This is a genomic window from Uliginosibacterium sp. 31-16, assembly GCF_030730865.1.
Lineage (GTDB): Bacteria > Pseudomonadota > Gammaproteobacteria > Burkholderiales > Rhodocyclaceae > Uliginosibacterium.
Window position 1 is genome coordinate 18,367 of sequence record NZ_JAVALZ010000003.1, and the last position, 16,367, is coordinate 34,733.

Sequence of the window (16,367 nt, forward strand, 5' to 3'; positions counted from 1 at the left end):
TGATCCTCTTGCCGGGAGACTGTTCATGATTGACATGAAGGCGGCGCGAGGCGCGCTGATCGAAGAGTCGCGCGAGCTGCTCGACGCCATGGATGCGGCCTTGCTGGAACTGGAGCAGGGCGGGCGCAGCTCCGAGCATATCAATGCCGTATTTCGAGCAGCACATACCATCAAAGGGTCAGCGGGGCTGTTTGGTCTGGACCTGATTGTCGGCTTCACTCATGTGATGGAAAGTCTGCTGGTTCGCGTGCGCAATGGCGAAATTCCGCTGGACCCGGATCTGCTGTCCCTGTTGTTCGATTGTGGCGCTTATATCCGCAGCCTGATTGATTCACTGGCGGACAATGATGACCCGACCGATCCAGACCCCGTGCAGCGTGCGGGTCTGCTTGCAGGCTTGCACGCTTGTCTGGGCGATGCTCCGGCGCTTGCTGACAAGAGCGGTGATGCGGAAGCAGTGACGGGTGGAGTGAACCGCTGGCGTGTCCATCTGGATTTTTATGCCGATGCACTTCGCGACGGAATGGACCCCCTGTCGTTCATCCAGTACCTTGGGCGTCTTGGTGAAATCCTCTCCGTGCGTACCGATAGCAGCCAGTTACCGGCCTTGGCTGATCTTGATCCGGAGCGTAGTTACCTGCGCTTCGAGGTCGAGCTGGAGTCTGCCGCGAGCCGCGATGAAATTGCGGCCACCTTTGAATTCGTGATGGATGGCAGCGACATCCGTATCGAACAATTACCTGCGCAGACGGAAATTCCGCTGCCTGTGGCTGGCGAGGTGCACCTGGCTGACATTGATCGGGCTCCGGTCGTTGAGCGCCGCTTGGGCGGGCGTCAAACGCTGGTCAAGGTGGAAGCACGCAAGCTCGATGAACTGATCGACACCGTTGGTGAACTGGTGATTGCTGCAGCCAGTGGGCGCATGTTTGTAAGCAAGAAGCAGTTTGATTCCGTTCACGAAGTGATGAGCGAGATCGAAAAACTGGTTGAACAGATCCGCAACAAATCACTGAACCTGCGCATGACGCCGATTGGTGATGTCTTCCAGCGTTTCCCGCGCATCGTGCGCGATGTGGCCAAGGATCTTGGCAAGAAGATTGATCTGCAGATCAGTGGAGCCGATGCCGAACTTGACAAGGCCATGATTGAAAAACTGGCTGATCCTCTTTTGCATATCGTGCGCAATGCTATCGATCATGGCATCGAACCGGTCGATCAGCGTCTGGCTGTTGGCAAGGCGGCTGAAGGCAAGTTGCGCCTGCACGCCTATCAGGACTCCGGCAACATCGTTATCGAAGTCAGCGATGACGGACGTGGCCTCAACCAGACACGGATTCGTGCCAAAGCCGTCGAACAGGGTCTCATTGCTCCGGACGCGGTGCTGGACGATCAGGCGGTCTTCGCGCTGATTTTCCATCCCGGCTTCTCGACAGCGGAAAAAGTCAGTGATCTGTCCGGGCGTGGTGTCGGCATGGATGTGGTCCGGCGCAACATCGAGCAGTTGCGTGGCGAGATCGAGATCGAATCTGATCCCGGGCAGGGCAGCATTTTCCGCATCCGCCTGCCGCTGACGCTGGCAATCATCGATTGTTTCCAGGTTGCGGTGGGAAGTGCCAATTTCGCGATTCCGCTGGAGCTGGTCGTCGAGTGCATCGATCTTGAAGATGAGCTGGATGACTACAGCATCGTCAATCTGCGTGGTGAGCCGCTGCCCTACATCACCTTGTCCGAAATATTCGGCATAGCCCCCCTGCCATCCGCCACTCGCTGCATGGTGGTGGTGCAAAGCGGGCGGCGGCGGGCCGGCATCCTTGTGGACCGCTTGGTGGGCGAACTGCAAGCCGTGATCAAACCGCTGGGCTATCTGCTGCAAGGTGTGCGTGGGCTTGGTGGTGCAACGATTCTGGGCGATGGCAAGGTCGCCCTGATTCTGGATGTTCCTGCCTTGTTGGACCTGACTTCGCAACAGGAGGCCGGCAAGGTGCGTCAGGCTGAACGTGGCGGCGAAAACGTTTCGATTTCAATTCAGTAGTGGGAGAACAACATGAAACTCATCTACAAAATGCTGCTCCTGGTCATTTCGGCACTCGCAGGGATCGCATTCCTGACTTGGTTTGCCTCCAACGAGATGGGCAAGATCTATACCGCCGCAAATTATGCCAATGAAAATTCTGTTCCTTCACTGCAGACCACGAATGATGCAATAGACCCGTACGCCAAGAATCGCGTCCTGCTGTGGCGTCTGGCCATTTCGACCGACCAGAAGGATCGTGACAGCCTGCAGAAAGACATGCTGGCCAACGAGCAGAAGATCAACAAGGCGCTCGACGAGTACGAGAAGATGATCTCGGACGCCAAGGACGGGGAGAACTTCAAGGCACTGAAGAGCGCTTTTGGTGAGTACTTCGGTTTCAAGAACAAGGTTGTCGAACAGGTCAAGGCGACCAATGCCGAGACCCTTAACAAGACCGAAAAGCTGGTGGTCCTGATGAAGGAGCATTCCATCTACACAGCCAAGCTCTCCAAAGCCTTCGACGATTTGCAGACCTACAATGCGGCGCTCGGCAAGAGCATGGCGGAGGAGGCGCAGAGTGTGCGCTCCCGTGCCGGAACGGTTTCGCTGTTGGTCTCGGGGATATGCCTGCTGCTGGTTTTCGGGGTCGGGGCTTATGTGATTGTCAGCGTATCGCGTCAGCTTGGTGGTGAGCCGGGTTATGTGGCTGAGATTGCGCGTCAGGTTGCGCAAGGAAATCTGGCCCTGGATGTGAAAGCCAAGCACAAGGCCAGTGCATTGGGCGCCATGAAAGTAATGGTTGAGCGCTTGTCGATCGTGATGAATCAGGTGCGTGCGTCGGCGGACGCGCTGGCTTCCGCTTCCGAGGAACTGGCGTCTTCGTCGACCTCGCTGGCGCAGAACTCCGGTAACCAGGCCGCGAGCGTGGAAGAAACCAGTGCCTCCATGGAGGAAATTTCGGCAACGGTGATGCAGAACGCTGAAAACGCCAAGGTGACTGACGGGATTGCTTCCAAGTCCGCAGACGAGGCCAAGCAGGGTGGTGCTGCCGTGGCGGATACGGTGGCCGCCATGCGTCAGATCGCCGAGAAGATTGGCGTGGTGAACAGCATTGCCTACAAGACCAATCTGCTGGCGCTGAATGCTGCAATTGAAGCCGGGCGTGCCGGCGAACATGGCAAGGGCTTTGCCGTGGTGGCGTCCGAAGTCGGCAAGCTGGCCGATCGCAGTCAGGCCGCCGCCGAGGAAATCAGCGCCTTGGCAGGCAAGAGCGTATCCCTGGCCGAGCGGGCCGGTACCTTGCTGAACGAAATGGTGCCATCCATCAGCCGTACCTCGGATCTGGTGCGCGAAATTTCTGCGGCGTCTGGCGAGCAGCAGAATGGCGTGACCCAGGTCAATCAGGCAATGAGTCAGCTGGCGCTGACCACGCAGTCGAATGCAGCAGCGTCCGAGGAACTGAGTGCGACGGCCGAATCCATGAGTGCCCAAGCGCAGGAGTTGCAACAGGCCGTGAAATTCTTCCGTTTGCGTGCGACTGGCGGAGAGCCCTTTGCTGCGCCAGGTGAGACCGGCAAAGCTGTACAGCGGCCGTCGGTCGAGTCTGCGGTGACAATCAAGAACAGCCATCCGGGCGAAATCGACGAATCCTCCTTCACCAACTTCTGAGGTGCACCATGGCTGCAGACGAACTTGCTTCGCGCCGCTATCTCACCTTCAGTCTGCACAAGGAGGTGTTTGCGGTGCCGGTCGGCCCGATACGCGAGATCATCGAGTATCCCGGTGTCACCGAAATCCCGCTGGCCCCCGATTTCCTGCGCGGGGTCATCAACCTGCGTGGCTCGGTGGTGCCGTTGATCGATATTGCTGCGCGTTTCGGGCGTGGTGCTTCGGAAATCACCTGGCGCACCTGTGTGATCATCTTTGAGACTTCACAGGAAGACGCCCTGCATCAGATGCTGGGCATCATGGTGGATACCGTGTACGAAGTTGTTGATGTGCCGGCCGCCCAGATCGAGCCGCGTCCTGAATTCGGGACCGTGATGCGTACCGAATTTGTCGATGGCATGATCAATCGTAACGGCAAATTCATCATCGTTCTCGATATCGACAAGGTGCTGAATGCACAGGAACTCAAACGCCTGATTGAGTCCAGTGCTCCGGCAATCGCGCAAGAGCCGCCGCTTGTAACGGAAGCCTGACGGAGAACGGCTTTGGATATGGCCCTGGACGTGCCCGTGCTGAGATTGTCCGAACAGAGCTTCGGCACCCTGCGGATGCTTTTCGAGCGGGAGAGCGGCATCCGTTTGCGTGACGAAAAGCGCACGCTTGTCGTGAGCCGTCTGCAGGCCCGGCTTGAGCAGCGGGGCATGCGCTCCATGGAGGATTATTGTGCCCTGCTGTTGCGCCCGGCGGAGCAGGAAGAGCGACAACGGATGGTGGATGCGCTGACGACTCACGAAACCTATTTTTTTCGTGAGCCACGTCATTTCGAGCATCTGGCACAACAGGCCTTGCCTGCACTGACCCAGCGTCCCTTGCGGATCTGGAGTGCGGCCTCCTCCACCGGAGAAGAGGTCTACAGCCTGGCCATGACGCTTGCGGAAACCCTCGGGCCGGCAGGCTGGGAGCTGCTGGGCAGCGATATTTCCACACGCGTGCTGGACGTGGCGCAGCGTGGTCTGTATGTGCTCAACCGGCTTGAATGCATGCCCCGGATGTTTTTGCAGAAATACTGCCGGCGCGGTTTCGGCCAGTACGAAGGGCAATTGCTGATCAACAGCAGCTTGCGGGCGCGCACACGATTCCTGCGTCACAACCTGCTGGATGCCAGCAACCCTCTTGGCTCGTTTGATGTGATTTTTCTGCGCAATGTGCTGATCTATTTTGATCCGGAGCGCCGTCGCTATATCGTGCGCAACATGATCTCCCGCTTGAATCCAGGCGGTTTCATTTACTTCGGCTCGTCCGAGTCGGTAAGTGGCAGCACGGAAGGGCTGGAGTCTGTTGCTTCCTCCGTGTTTCGACGCCCAATGCAAAGGATGAAACCATGATCCGTGTAATGATCATTGATGATTCAGCGGTGGTGCGCTCGGTACTGCAGGAAATCCTGCAGAAGCATCACGGCATTGAAGTCCTGGGGACTGCACCGGACCCCATCTTTGCATTGCAGCGCATGGAGCGGGCCTGGCCTGACGTGATCGTGCTGGATGTCGAGATGCCGCGCATGGATGGCATCACCTTCCTCAAGAAGATCATGGCCGAGCGGCCGACGCCTACCGTGATCTGCTCCTCGCTGACCGAGGCTGGAGCGGAAACCACCCTGCAGGCGCTGGAGGCTGGTGCCGTCAGCATCATCACCAAACCCACCACGAAACTGACGGAATTCCTGCGTGATTACGAGGAGGAATTCATCAATGCGGTGCGTGAGGCCTCCGTTGCCCGGCTCGGAAACATCCGTCCGATAACTCGCAGGTCTGCAGCCCCGACGGCGCCGCCGCGCCCGGCCCCTGTGGCCAGCGGCGGAGCGGGGGCACGCGAAAAACTGACGGCGGATGCGGTCCTGCCTCCATCGGTCGGGCGTACGGCCATGGTCCGCACCACCGAACAGATCGTTGCGATCGGCACCTCGACAGGCGGCACCCAGGCGCTGGAGTATCTGTTCACGAATTTGCCGGCGACGACGCCCGGCATTGTCGTCGTGCAGCACATGCCGCCGATGTACACCAAGAGCTTTGCCAATCGCCTGAATCAGCTCTCGCAACTCACCATCAAGGAGGCAGAGACGGGCGACCGGATCCTGCCCGGACATGCCCTGATCGCCCCGGGCGGCAAACACATGCTGGTTCGGCGCAATGGTGCGCAGTATGACGTGGAGGTGGTGGACGGGCCCTTGGTCTCGCGACACAAGCCTTCTGTTGACGTGCTGTTCCGTTCGGTCGCGAAATCTGCCGGTGGCAATGCGCTGGGGGTGATCATGACCGGTATGGGAGATGACGGCGCGCGTGGCATGAAGGAAATGTTCGATGCCGGTGCCCGCACGGTGGCGCAGGACGAAGCCAGTTGCGTGGTTTTCGGCATGCCCAAGGAAGCCATCAAGCACGGTGGCGTGCACGAAATCATGGGGCTGGAAGACATTCCGGCCCGTCTGCTGGGGCGTGGCGGATCACACTGAGCAATGGGCGTTCATCTGCATCCCCTTCTTCAATTGCATGGCGCGCTTGTCGTGGATGACAGCGCGGTACAGCGCATGAACGCAGTGGAGGTCCTGCGCCAGGCCGGTATCCATCGCGTCTATGAGGCAGCGGATGGTCTGGCCGGACTGGAGGCGATTCGCAGCCTGTTCCCGCCGCCGGCCCTGCTGGTGGTGGATCTGGAGATGCCCGGCATGGATGGCATCGAGATGCTGCAGACCCTGGCGACTGAAAACTACCGGCCTCCCGTGCTGATCGCCAGCGCCACGCATGCTTCACTGGTGGCGTCGGTGGAAACCATGTGCCGCGAACTGGGCCTGCCGATCCTGGGAGCGTTTGAAAAGCCCTTCACGGCCGAGGTGCTGCAGCGTGCGCTGCTGTCTTTTGATCATATTCTGGATGTGCGCCAGCAACATCGCCGCACCGAAACCGAGATCAGTGCCGACGAGGTCAGCGACGCACTCGCCGCCGGCCAGATCCAGCCACACTATCAGCCCAAGATCTGTCTGCAGACGGGACAGGTGCTGGGGCTGGAGGCGCTGGCACGCTGGACCAGTCCGAGCCGGGGCATCGTGTCACCGGCCGCCTTCATCCCGGTGGCGGAAGACAATTGCCTGATCACCGCGCTGACCCTGAGCATGCTCGGCGCCGTCCTGCCGCAGAGCGTGCAGTGGCAACATCAGGGATTCACGCCCAGCATCGCCGTGAATCTCTCGGCCTTGTCGCTGACCGAACGCAATTTCGTCGATGAAGTCATCAAGCGTACGCGCGAGGCCGGTGTCGCTCCGGAGAAGATCGTTATCGAAGTGACCGAGTCCGCCCTGATCTCCGACATGGGAGCAGGTCTGGGAGCGCTGGGGCGCCTGCGCCTGAAGGGTTTCGGTTTGTCGATGGATGACTATGGCACCGGCTTTTCCACCACCCAGCAGCTCTCGCGCCTGCCGCTGACCGAACTCAAGATCGACCGCTCTTTCGTGTCCAACGCGCCGGACAAGGCCAGCCTGCGCACCATTCTCGCTTCGGTGGTCCGCATGGGGCTGGATCTGGGCCTGAATACGCTGGCCGAAGGTGTGGAAACCGAGAGCGAATTGCGCCTGCTGCAGAGTCTGGGCTGCCAGCAAGTGCAAGGCTTCCTGCTGGCCAGACCTATGCCCGGCGATGCTGTGCTGCCCTGGCTGGAGGAAAACGGTGAGCGTGTCCGGGCCCTGGTTGCCGCAGGTTCAGGCGCGGTCTGAGTGAGCGTGCTTAGCCGGATCTCACACGGCTTTAACTCGTTTTTCCTCAGTACGACAAGCCTTCACGCACGATCTTGATAGCCTTCCGGCGGTGGTTCGGGCCAGCCTGTTGCTACCCGCCACTCCCTCTGGAGGCGTATCAAATCATGAGTCTGAATTTCCACACGGCCCGCCGGGCATTCCTGAATCTGGGCCTGGTGACGGGGCTGGCGCTATTGACGGCCTGCGGTGGCGGATTGGGGAGCACCAGTGACGATGAGCTCAGTATCGATACGCTGACCTGGTCGCCTTCTGCCCCCACCAGCGGAGTTCCCGTGTCCGCCGTGGCAACGGTCAGCTATTCCGGCACGATCACCTCCAGCGACATCAGCTACGCCTGGACCCAGACCTCCGGCCCCAGCGTCACCCTGGTCAACAGCACTGCCGCCACGGTCTATTTCACCGCGCCGACGGTGAGCACCAGTTCTGAGATCGTCCTCACCCTGACCGTCAGTGCCAACGACGTGAGTGCCTTGAAGAGTGTGACCATCACGGTCAGCCCCTGATTCGGGATTTTCACCCGGTATCGTGAAGACCCGCTTCTGGCGGGCTTCTTCAAGGCATGGCCGCGCACAGTGGCGTCGGGCAAGGCTGAGCGCCGGTGCATGCTGAAGAGTGAGGCGGGGTGCGGGTGTTCAGGCATGTCCGCTGCGCCTCTCGATCAGGTTGAGATCGTCTTCTGATAACGCCGGATCGCTGCCAGCGAGCCGGCCGCGCTGTGGCGGATCTGGCTGTCGTCGTAACGATGCTCTGCGCCCACCGGGCAGGCACTGCGTGCCGTGCAGCCCAGCGCGCAGGTGGAGTCCGGCGCGAGTCGGCCGGCGTTGCAGGCGGCCAGATTGACCGTGCCACCCGCCAGCGCATTGGCCGGGCAGGCGGTGATGCACGGCTTGTCAGCACAGCCGTCGCAGGGGTAGCCGTTGTCGACCGGTGCGGATGCAGGCAGATCCGTATCGGTCAAAATCACCGCGCGATAGGCAAACCAGCTGCCCCACACCGCATCAATGCCGACCATGAAAGGCGCAGCCCGATGCCAGCCGGCAATCTTGCCCAGGCGTTGCAGGCCGATGTGCTGCGAGCCGAGGCTCTGCGGAAACACGAAGCGCGCGCGTGTCGCCGGCAAGGCTTGCGCCAGCCAGCGCTCCACCGTGCGCACGCTGTATTCGTCGATCGGGTGTGCGCTGCGGATGCCCTCGGCCTGCACGCATTCCCACAGGCGTCGCCCGGCGTGGCCAAACAGGATCAGCTGGCGCTCATGTGCGGCGGGTTGCAGCGGCGCGAGCAGCTCGGCGGGCAGGTCGGCGAGATTGAAAACATGCTGGCGATTGAGGCCGGCGTTGTTCAGAAAATCTGCGCCGGGAAGCGGCTGATTCATGTCGCCGGGCCGCGCCGGATGCCTTCCAGCACCATGAGCGCGGCATAGGCATCGTTGGCGGCGTAGAGCAATTGCGCTGCTGAAAGCTCGCGCAGCGCCCAGTTTGTGGTGGTGATTTTTTTCGATTTGTGAAAGCGCTGGCCGAGGACCAGGCCGACCGCCGCGCGCACGCCCATGTCGCCGCTGTAGCCGCCCTTGCGGAAGATGATGTCCAGATCCAGCACGCCCGCCAGCGTTACGCCGAATTTCTGGCGCATCTGGCTGTTGTCCGACTTCAGGCCAAAGCCCGCCTTGATCAGCGCGGCCGATTCGAGCAGCGGCGTCACGGCTGCGCGGCATGCTGCGTGATGCGTCTGGAAGATGAAAGCCTTGTCGGCCAGCGCGAACTGCAGCACGTGCGGCCCGTCGCTCACATCGCCCACGCGGAAAGTCGGGCGCGATTCCGTATCAAAGCCCGCGCTGCCTGCGGCCAATATCTCCGCACACGCCGACGCAAATTCCTCCTCCGTGGCGGGCACGACGATCTGCGCCAGCGTCAGCGCCGGGAAAGGCGGCAAGAGCGCGGTTTCTTCTTTTGACGGGCCTTTTTTTTTCATCGACATTCCCGCTCAGATCGCCTTGCGGCCGATGAACTGGATGACCGAAGCGTGCCCCGTGTGGTGCGAACCTTCGATCACCTCGCGCTCGATGTGCTGCAACAGCACCGGCTCCAGTCCCGCAAAGCCTTGCGTGATCTTGGCCAGACTCATCAGCATGTCCACATCTTTCGGCCCGCCACTGGCGTAGGCCAGCTGCTCCTCGGCATAGGCTTCCAGCTGCACCAGGCCGCCGGGCACCAGACTGTCCACCAGCAGCGGATAGAGTCGCCCGCGAATGCTGCCCGGCAGGTGGGCGAAGATCGATACCACCGCGCCGTACTGCGCCGGGGCGGGGGTGAATTGTGCGAGATCGGCCACTTCTGTGTGAATCTCGACATTCCGCGCACTGGCCAGCGCCTGCGCCTTGCGCAGCCCGACCGCTGAAGCATCCACGCCCAGCACCTGCAGCCCCAGCCCGGCGAGGAAGACTGCATTGCGTCCTTCTCCCTCGGCCAGCGACAGCACCGGCCCGCTCAGGCGATGAGCATGCTCGGCAAGAAAACTGTTCGGCGCAGTGCCATAGACATACTCGGTGGCGGCGTAGCGTTCATCCCACATGGTGGTCTCCGGACTGGGGAAACGGGGTCATCAGCGTGCTCCTTGTTGCGGTGGGTGGGGGTTGCCGGATTATGACCGAAACCTCAGGAGGCGCCGAGATCATGTCAGGTCCACTGACAAGCGCAGACCGCTGCTGCGATCGCTTGGCCTGCCGGTTCGGTCTGTCACGCGCGAGGCTTCATTTTTCCGGATGAATCTGCAAGTTTCAGGATGAATCAGGAAGCTGAAATGGCATGAGACTGACATAGTCCGAATCACCTTCAGCCGCTTCAGTGGCAGCCAGGAAGGGATTTCTGCAGCAAAGATCATCGTTTCCAAAATCACTCTGGTGAGGGCCGGCAGACCGCTGCCGTGGCGCTTGCCTTCCTGTCAGGAGTATTTCAATGATTCCCTTTAAAAAAGCGGCAACACCGCTGCTGGTATTCGCCATGCTGGCAACAATGGCGGCGTGTGGCGGTGGATCCAATGATGACGACGACCAGAGCGGCGTGTCCGGCCGTCCCGGCAGCAGCTCGTCGTCTTCGAGCTCTGGAGGCTCATCCTCATCCAGCTCCAGCAGTTCGTCGTCGAGTTCGAGCAGTTCCTCCTCGTCGAGTTCCAGCAGCTCCTCGTCTTCAAGCTCCAGCAGTTCCTCGTCTGGTGGTTACACCCCCAACGGAGGTGAGGTGGCGTACTACATCAAGATGAATAATGCGGGAGGCGATCTGCCGTTCTCTGCCACGACCTGGTATTGCGTGCGGGACACGCGGACTGGCTACGTCTGGCTGAGCTATCCACTGGAAAAACTGGTGACCGGTATTTCCGACAGCAAGGGACAGCTGACAAACTACACGGCCAAGTATCCGGGTGGTAGCGGGGCCGGAGCATATGGCGACGCCAACGATGCCACCGGCGTGGCGGCGAAGGTCAATGCGCTGCATCCCTGCGGCAAGAGCAACTGGGCGCTGCCGACGCCGCTGGAAGCCGACAGTCTGTGGCAGATCATGGGCTCGGGCCCGGCGATCAATACGGCCTATTTCGAAGGTCTCCGGGACAGTATCCAGAGCGGTACTCTGAGCAACGGCACCGCGTTCAGTGAGGTTGATATCTGGACCAACTTTGAAAACACGGGAACCGATGAGACGTCGCTGGGCTCTGGTGGTGCAGAAATGTATTACTCGGCAGAGACGCGCCCGGCGGGTTACCACGGCACCGGGGTGTCACGTGGCGGAACATACGAAGTCATGTTCCTCGCCAAATAAGGTGCGGCTGAAAGCCTGATGCCGTAATGCAGTTCTGTCGCACGTCCTGCATGGGCTGAACCGGGTATCAATGGTATTTTGCTGTGACGACGCGGGGGCATTTTGCCCCCGCCGTTTTTCCCATGATGACCTTTGGATGGGGCTTGGCCAAGCGCAGGTGTGCCAGACATTCCGGCCTCCGGCTTGCGTGGCAGACTCAGTGTTCGTCGTGTGCGCAGATGTGCTTCGGCGTGGTGTTGAAGCCGCTGTTGGCCGCAACGAATTTGCCTTTGTCCGCCAGAAAGTCGACCAGTGCGGCCGCGTCCATCCCTTCGGCGCTGCAGGTGTGAAAGCGTGCTTCACGGCCAAAGCGCTCGACGATTGCCGCGCACAGGCTCTGGCGGGTGTAGGCCTCGGCCTGATCGAGCATCATGTGCAGGACGGCGTGACCATGAATGGATTCAGACATTGCTTCGGACTCCGGATTGAATGTGGACAGGCCGAAACTAGCATGAAGCGTTCCCGGCTTTTGCATTTACGAGTGCAAGCCTGAAGCTTTCCGGGGGTTTAACCCCGCCTTTCTGCACTGCATGCTGCAGAGCCGCTTCTGGCAAGGCGCGCAGGGCAGTGGGCCGCAAGTGCCGCTTGCAGTCTGGCTCGCAGGGTGGGCCTCCTGAAGAAGCCCGCCGGATGCGGGTCTTCAGAAGGGGCGGGGGCGTGCAGCAGCAAACAGGGCGAAATGCCGACGGCCATTTCGCCCTGCAAGGGTCCGGAAATCCGGTTGACGTGCCAGACGGGTTTCTGCCTGCGTCAGCAGCGGAAGCGGCTCACCAGCTCGCTCAGCGTGCCGGCGATTTTCTCCATGCCCTTGGCCGTGTTGGCGGCTTCCTGAATCGCACCGGCGTTGGTTTCGACCATGCTGGCGATCTCTTCGACTTTCTGCGCGATGCTGTTGCTGGCCATGCTCTGCTCGCGGGTCGACACGCTGACGTCGCGCACGCGCTCCAGGGTCAGGCGGGTGCCATCCTGAATCAGGCGCAGCGAGGCCGCCGCCGCTTCCGCCGCCTGCACCCCGGCTTCCACCTGGGGCAGGGCGTCGTTCATGACTCCGACCACGCTCACAGTTTCCGTCTGGATGCCGGCGATCATGGTCTCGATCTCCAGCGTGGCAGACGCCGTGCGTTCGGCCAGCTTGCGTACCTCGTCGGCCACCACGGCGAAGCCGCGTCCGGTTTCGCCCGCCCGCGCCGCCTCGATGGCCGCGTTGAGCGCGAGCAGATTGGTCTGCCCGGCGATTTCCTTGATCACGCCGGTGATCGACGAAATCTGTCCGGCCCGCTCCTCCAGTTTGTGGATGCCATCGGAAGCGCCGCTGACGCTGCCGGCAATATCCCGGATCCGCCCGGCGGCGGTTTCCACGCGCGACACGCCTTCCTCGGCCATGCGCACGGACTGGATCGAGTTCTCCTCCGAGTCGCGGCTATTGTCCGAGATGTGATTGATGCTGACCGTCATTTCCTCGATCGCCGCCGCCATTGAAGAGGTCGCTTCGGCCTGGCGCTGCGAGGCGTCGGCCACGTCGTTCGATACCGTGCTGATGCTGTCAGCGTCCTGCACGAGTTGTGTGGCAATCCGGCCGATGTCGGCCACCATCTTGCGCAGCGCCGCGACGGTCTCGCCGATGGAATGCAGCATGCTGCCGCGTGGCGCATCCGGCATGTGTCCGCTCAGGTCACCTGCCGCGACACGATTCATGAAGGCGATCGCCTCGGTCGGCTCGCCGCCCACCTGGCGCATCACGCCACGCGCGATCACGTAACCGAAACCGCCCAGCGCGAGCAGCAGCACGAACGCGAGTGACAGGTCGATCCACAGGCGCTGGGTCAGCTCCTTCTCCATCTTGTCGATGTAGATGCCGGTGCCGATCATCCAGCCCCAGGGCTCGAACTTCATGACGAACTGCAGCTTGGGCACCGCCACGTCGCTGCCCGGGCGCGGGAAGGACGATTCCACAAACGCGTGTGGCTGACTGGCGATGGCCGCCAGCAGATCCTTGACCGGATAGCCGCCCTTGCCATCGCGGATCTTCTCGCGCAGATCCTGGCCGATCAGTTCCTTCTTGATGTGGAAGAGATTCACCCCTTCCAGGTTGTAGATGTAGAAATACTCGGTCTTGCCATCCGCCCCGCCGTAGCGGAAGCCGGCCGCCGCCTCCAGCGCAGCGGCCTGGGCCTGCTCGCGGCTGAGCTTGCCGGCCGCCTCCTGCTCCTGCAGCCGGGCGATCGTGGTGTAGAGCGCTTCGGTGACGGAGCGGATCTCCAGTTGGTGCCCCGCCGTCAGGTTGCGGCGGGCGTCCATCATCGAATAGGTGATCAGGACCAGTGTGCCGATCACCGAAATGGCGACCAGCAGCATGATCTTGGTTTTGAGTTTCATGTGCTCAAGCATCGGTTTGCCTCTTTTATTGGCCGATCAGGCCTTTGTTGATACGCGCTCCGGAAAGGAGCTGTGCGATTCAGATCGGCAATTTAACGGCAAGCGGATACCCACTCTTGCGTCAGGGTAAACAGGGCTGGACGCTGGTGTCTTGCAGAAGAGGGCTGGAGAGTGGCTTGTGGCAATGGTCTCCGGCATGCCTGTGCGGAGAGGCTTGTCAGCAAAGGATTCCAGCGAAGGCTGTCTGCAGAGTAAGGCTGCTGGCGGCTCTTCAGGCACTCTCGGGATGGCGGGCGCGTGATCACGCCCCGGAACTTTTCAGGAGCCAGGCCGCTGGGCAGCCCGCGCCGGGGTCATGAGGAAGCCGTCAGCGGCCTTCTGCTGCGCGCTTTGCGGCGCCAGATCGCGTAATAGATCAACCAGACCGGGAAGATCACCAGATTCATGACGAGAAAGGCACGCCAGCCTTCCGCGAAACCCTGGTTCAGGGTCACCGCCAACGCCACAAATTCCGCCCAGACCAGTGGCCCGATGATGAACATGACGAACCAGGTCTTCCTAACCCAGGGCTTGTGCTCCGTGCTGATGCTGGCCACCGCGTGCGCCTGGTCGATCGACGACTGAAAAGGGTCGCTGGGGCGATAAATGTAGGGCGTTTCATCCAGCGGCTCTGGCGTCTCCGGCTTCTCCGCCACCCGTGGTTTCGATGGCGTCAGGAAATCGGCCTGCGGGCCGTCGCCGGGCATTTCGACATAGACGTTACCGACCTTGATGCGCTGACTCATGGTGTCTGGAGGCAGAGTTTTTCGGAAAGGAATGATAGGCGCAAAAGCCCGCCGGAAAACAGCCGGATCATCGGGAAAGCGGCGGCGCCGTTGGCATACCGGAATGCGGCGGGTGCAACGCATTGTCGCGTGGATGCGTTTCTCGCCAGCCAGCCGAAGACCCGCATCCAGCAAGCCTCTGCAGGCAAGCATTCTGCGAGAGCGTATGCAGCAAGGCGGGTGGCGTGGCAGGGCTGGAGAAGTCCGTCGGGAGCAGGTCTTCAGGGGGCTGGGGACTCTGATCGTTTCCACGCCCTGCGTGGAAAGGTGACGCGCGGCGTTTTGTGCTTGAGTTTGTTGGGCGCCAGTTCGGACGCAGGTGCGATCAAAAAAAGCGCCCACTGCGTGAGCAGTGGGCGCCGTTTCCCCGAAGCTGACAACACACTAAGAAGCCACTGCGGAGGAACCCTTGATCAAGGCTTGGCAGCGATCCAGTCGCTGGCCAGACCTTTTGCGCAATCTTCTTTCTTCTTCGCGGCGGCTTTTACCTGTGCCGGCTTTGCGTCTTTGGTCAGAGCAGGAACAGGACAGGTATAAAGTGGTTTGCCCTTATATGTCCACTGGCTCATACCGTCCTCGCGCTCGATGATTTGGTAGTCTCCCCCTGTCCTGTCTTCCGGCGCTGCAAAAAGGGGGCTGAATACTTTCAGGCAATCACGTACGCAAGCACTCTTGTTGGCCGCGTCTTTCTTGTATAGATAGGTTATGTCGCCGGAATTTGTGACCAGTGCATCCCCCTTGATTACCACAGGAGCGCTTGATGCCGGAATGCTGGGAGCGGAGCTGCAGGCCGCCAGAACAGCAAGACAAAGAAACGAGGCCGCGACGCCGTAGAATTTCTTCATGATTCTCCTCCTTATGTTGATGGTATTTTTCTGACCATAACCAGAAGCAATGGTTGGCCGTATTATTTCCCCAACAGGAGCGGTGCGCGTTATCGATTTTTTTTAACAACCATAATTAAAAAATTCAGATACGCCAGATCAATGTTCGGTGCCTGCTTGAGCTGCAGTGGGAAACCGGACGCAGGAGCGCCCAGCAAAGCGCTTCCACGCGGAGCGTGGGTGCGATCAAAATGTTTTTTAGCCCGCAGGCCGAAGACTCTCATCCAGCAAGCCTCTGCAGGCAGCCTTTCTGCGAAGGCGCATGCAGAAAGACGGGGGGCACGGCAGGGCTGGAGAGGTCCGCCGGGCGCGGCTCTTCAGGCTGTGGGAACGATCATTGGTCGTCAAACGGGAGCTGATGCCGATGGATAAGGCACCGGCTCGGGCGTGACTTGAGGCTCCTTGAACTCGCCTATGTAGTAATCGAAGCCAGGTGAGGCGATGATGTTGATCAGCAACTGCCCTTTCTTAAGGGTTGCCTCGCGCGTAAATATCTTGCCTGTCTTGATTGTACGTTCCTGCTGCACCTGTTCGATGTTGATGCTGGCTGTGACGTGAACGCCGTCGTTGAACTTGCAGTTGATCAGGGCGCCGTCTTCTTTGGTGAAGCCACCCATGCAATTGTATGTCGAGTATGCGGAGTGAGGTTTGATGGCGTCCTTCATGAAATAGCGTAGCCCCGAATAGTCGAGTTCGAGTTCCTGAAATGGAGCAGGAAAGTTCTGCATGGACTGCACCAGAACAATCCGGTGGCCCAGATGCGCCATGGCTTGCGCCTGCCTTGCGTTGATGGCTTGCTGCTGTTCTGGGGTCCGCTTGATTGGTGTGGCACAGCCACCGAGCATGATGGCTATACAGGTAAAAAGAGCCAGTTGGCGCACGTCGACCTCCTTATTGATAGGGGAATTGAAAGGCCCAAAAAACAAGGCGCCCTCGGCGCCTTGTTTCGTT

Annotated in this window: 16 protein-coding genes; 8 read left to right on the forward strand and 8 right to left on the reverse strand. The window is 60.5% G+C overall.

Going from position 1 to position 16,367, the window contains the following annotated elements; genetic code table 11:
- Positions 1-25: 25 nt before the first annotated feature.
- The 7 genes from Q9Q94_RS11980 (at position 26) to Q9Q94_RS12010 (ending at position 7,987) form a co-directional block, all read left to right on the forward strand.
- A complete protein-coding gene (locus tag Q9Q94_RS11980) occupies positions 26-2,032 on the forward strand; it encodes a chemotaxis protein CheA (RefSeq protein WP_305980315.1) in 2,007 nt (668 codons plus the stop codon).
- A gap of 12 nt (positions 2,033-2,044) precedes the next feature.
- The gene (locus tag Q9Q94_RS11985; protein ID WP_305980316.1) at positions 2,045-3,682 is read left to right on the forward strand and encodes a methyl-accepting chemotaxis protein; all 1,638 of its coding nucleotides are present in this window, start codon (positions 2,045-2,047) and stop codon (positions 3,680-3,682) included.
- A gap of 8 nt (positions 3,683-3,690) precedes the next feature.
- Entirely contained in the window at positions 3,691-4,215 is a 525-nt protein-coding gene (locus Q9Q94_RS11990; RefSeq protein WP_305980317.1) for a chemotaxis protein CheW, read from the forward strand.
- A gap of 36 nt (positions 4,216-4,251) precedes the next feature.
- Entirely contained in the window at positions 4,252-5,067 is an 816-nt protein-coding gene (locus tag Q9Q94_RS11995) for a protein-glutamate O-methyltransferase CheR (protein WP_305980318.1), read from the forward strand.
- Positions 5,064-6,188 carry a chemotaxis response regulator protein-glutamate methylesterase gene (locus Q9Q94_RS12000; protein WP_305980319.1) on the forward strand — a complete coding sequence of 375 codons (1,125 nt, stop codon included), beginning with the start codon at positions 5,064-5,066 and terminating at the stop codon, positions 6,186-6,188. The genes Q9Q94_RS11995 and Q9Q94_RS12000 overlap by 4 nt, the downstream gene beginning before the upstream one ends.
- A 3-nt stretch (positions 6,189-6,191) precedes the next feature.
- On the forward strand, positions 6,192-7,442 hold the full coding sequence (locus tag Q9Q94_RS12005) for an EAL domain-containing protein (protein ID WP_305980320.1): 1,251 nt from the start codon (positions 6,192-6,194) through the stop codon (positions 7,440-7,442).
- 146 nt (positions 7,443-7,588) lie between these two features.
- Positions 7,589-7,987, forward strand: a complete 399-nt coding sequence (locus Q9Q94_RS12010; protein WP_305980321.1) for a hypothetical protein — start codon at positions 7,589-7,591, stop codon at positions 7,985-7,987.
- Positions 7,988-8,142: 155 nt separating this feature from the next.
- On the opposite strand, the gene Q9Q94_RS12015 is transcribed toward Q9Q94_RS12010, so the two are convergent.
- The 3 genes from Q9Q94_RS12015 to Q9Q94_RS12025 are packed head-to-tail and all read right to left on the reverse strand — an operon-like array spanning position 8,143 to position 10,052.
- Complete coding sequence (locus Q9Q94_RS12015; protein ID WP_305980322.1) at positions 8,143-8,856, reverse strand: hypothetical protein; 714 nt, start codon at positions 8,854-8,856, stop codon at positions 8,143-8,145.
- Entirely contained in the window at positions 8,853-9,452 is a 600-nt protein-coding gene (locus tag Q9Q94_RS12020) for a 3'-5' exonuclease (protein WP_305980323.1), read from the reverse strand. The genes Q9Q94_RS12015 and Q9Q94_RS12020 overlap by 4 nt, the downstream gene beginning before the upstream one ends.
- Positions 9,453-9,464: 12 nt before the next feature.
- Positions 9,465-10,052 (reverse strand): cyclopropane-fatty-acyl-phospholipid synthase family protein, encoded by a 588-nt coding sequence (locus tag Q9Q94_RS12025; protein WP_305980324.1) that lies wholly within the window; start codon positions 10,050-10,052, stop codon positions 9,465-9,467.
- 383 nt (positions 10,053-10,435) lie between these two features.
- Here Q9Q94_RS12025 and Q9Q94_RS12030 point away from each other — a divergent pair, with 383 nt between their 5' ends.
- Complete coding sequence (locus Q9Q94_RS12030; protein ID WP_305980325.1) at positions 10,436-11,293, forward strand: DUF1566 domain-containing protein; 858 nt, start codon at positions 10,436-10,438, stop codon at positions 11,291-11,293.
- 196 nt (positions 11,294-11,489) lie between these two features.
- On the opposite strand, the gene Q9Q94_RS12035 is transcribed toward Q9Q94_RS12030, so the two are convergent.
- The 5 genes from Q9Q94_RS12035 to Q9Q94_RS12055 form a co-directional block, all read right to left on the reverse strand.
- On the reverse strand, positions 11,490-11,741 hold the full coding sequence (locus Q9Q94_RS12035) for a YecH family metal-binding protein (RefSeq protein ID WP_305980326.1): 252 nt from the start codon (positions 11,739-11,741) through the stop codon (positions 11,490-11,492).
- A 341-nt stretch (positions 11,742-12,082) separates the two neighbouring features.
- Positions 12,083-13,708 carry a methyl-accepting chemotaxis protein gene (locus tag Q9Q94_RS12040; protein WP_305980327.1) on the reverse strand — a complete coding sequence of 542 codons (1,626 nt, stop codon included), beginning with the start codon at positions 13,706-13,708 and terminating at the stop codon, positions 12,083-12,085.
- 353 nt (positions 13,709-14,061) lie between these two features.
- Positions 14,062-14,493, reverse strand: a complete 432-nt coding sequence (locus Q9Q94_RS12045; RefSeq protein ID WP_305980328.1) for a hypothetical protein — start codon at positions 14,491-14,493, stop codon at positions 14,062-14,064.
- 452 nt (positions 14,494-14,945) lie between these two features.
- Positions 14,946-15,377 carry a hypothetical protein gene (locus Q9Q94_RS12050; protein ID WP_305980329.1) on the reverse strand — a complete coding sequence of 144 codons (432 nt, stop codon included), beginning with the start codon at positions 15,375-15,377 and terminating at the stop codon, positions 14,946-14,948.
- A 383-nt stretch (positions 15,378-15,760) separates the two neighbouring features.
- The gene (locus Q9Q94_RS12055; RefSeq protein ID WP_305980330.1) at positions 15,761-16,297 is read right to left on the reverse strand and encodes a hypothetical protein; all 537 of its coding nucleotides are present in this window, start codon (positions 16,295-16,297) and stop codon (positions 15,761-15,763) included.
- Positions 16,298-16,367: the final 70 nt, after the last annotated feature.

Bases quoted from the DNA above. Each gene is read 5' to 3' on its own strand.
- Q9Q94_RS12040 (WP_305980327.1), bottom strand. From the start codon at position 13,708: ATGAAACTCAAAACCAAGATCATGCTGCTGGTCGCCATTTCGGTGATC.
- Q9Q94_RS12045 (WP_305980328.1), bottom strand. From the start codon at position 14,493: ATGAGTCAGCGCATCAAGGTCGGTAACGTCTATGTCGAAATGCCCGGC.
- Q9Q94_RS12015 (WP_305980322.1), bottom strand. From the start codon at position 8,856: ATGAATCAGCCGCTTCCCGGCGCAGATTTTCTGAACAACGCCGGCCTC.
- Q9Q94_RS12000 (WP_305980319.1), top strand. From the start codon at position 5,064: ATGATCCGTGTAATGATCATTGATGATTCAGCGGTGGTGCGCTCGGTA.
- Q9Q94_RS12010 (WP_305980321.1), top strand. From the start codon at position 7,589: ATGAGTCTGAATTTCCACACGGCCCGCCGGGCATTCCTGAATCTGGGC.
- Q9Q94_RS12050 (WP_305980329.1), bottom strand. From the start codon at position 15,377: ATGAAGAAATTCTACGGCGTCGCGGCCTCGTTTCTTTGTCTTGCTGTT.
- Q9Q94_RS11980 (WP_305980315.1), top strand. From the start codon at position 26: ATGATTGACATGAAGGCGGCGCGAGGCGCGCTGATCGAAGAGTCGCGC.
- Q9Q94_RS11985 (WP_305980316.1), top strand. From the start codon at position 2,045: ATGAAACTCATCTACAAAATGCTGCTCCTGGTCATTTCGGCACTCGCA.
- Q9Q94_RS11990 (WP_305980317.1), top strand. From the start codon at position 3,691: ATGGCTGCAGACGAACTTGCTTCGCGCCGCTATCTCACCTTCAGTCTG.
- Q9Q94_RS12020 (WP_305980323.1), bottom strand. From the start codon at position 9,452: ATGAAAAAAAAAGGCCCGTCAAAAGAAGAAACCGCGCTCTTGCCGCCT.
- Q9Q94_RS12025 (WP_305980324.1), bottom strand. From the start codon at position 10,052: ATGTGGGATGAACGCTACGCCGCCACCGAGTATGTCTATGGCACTGCG.
- Q9Q94_RS12035 (WP_305980326.1), bottom strand. From the start codon at position 11,741: ATGTCTGAATCCATTCATGGTCACGCCGTCCTGCACATGATGCTCGAT.
- Q9Q94_RS12030 (WP_305980325.1), top strand. From the start codon at position 10,436: ATGATTCCCTTTAAAAAAGCGGCAACACCGCTGCTGGTATTCGCCATG.
- Q9Q94_RS12005 (WP_305980320.1), top strand. From the start codon at position 6,192: ATGGGCGTTCATCTGCATCCCCTTCTTCAATTGCATGGCGCGCTTGTC.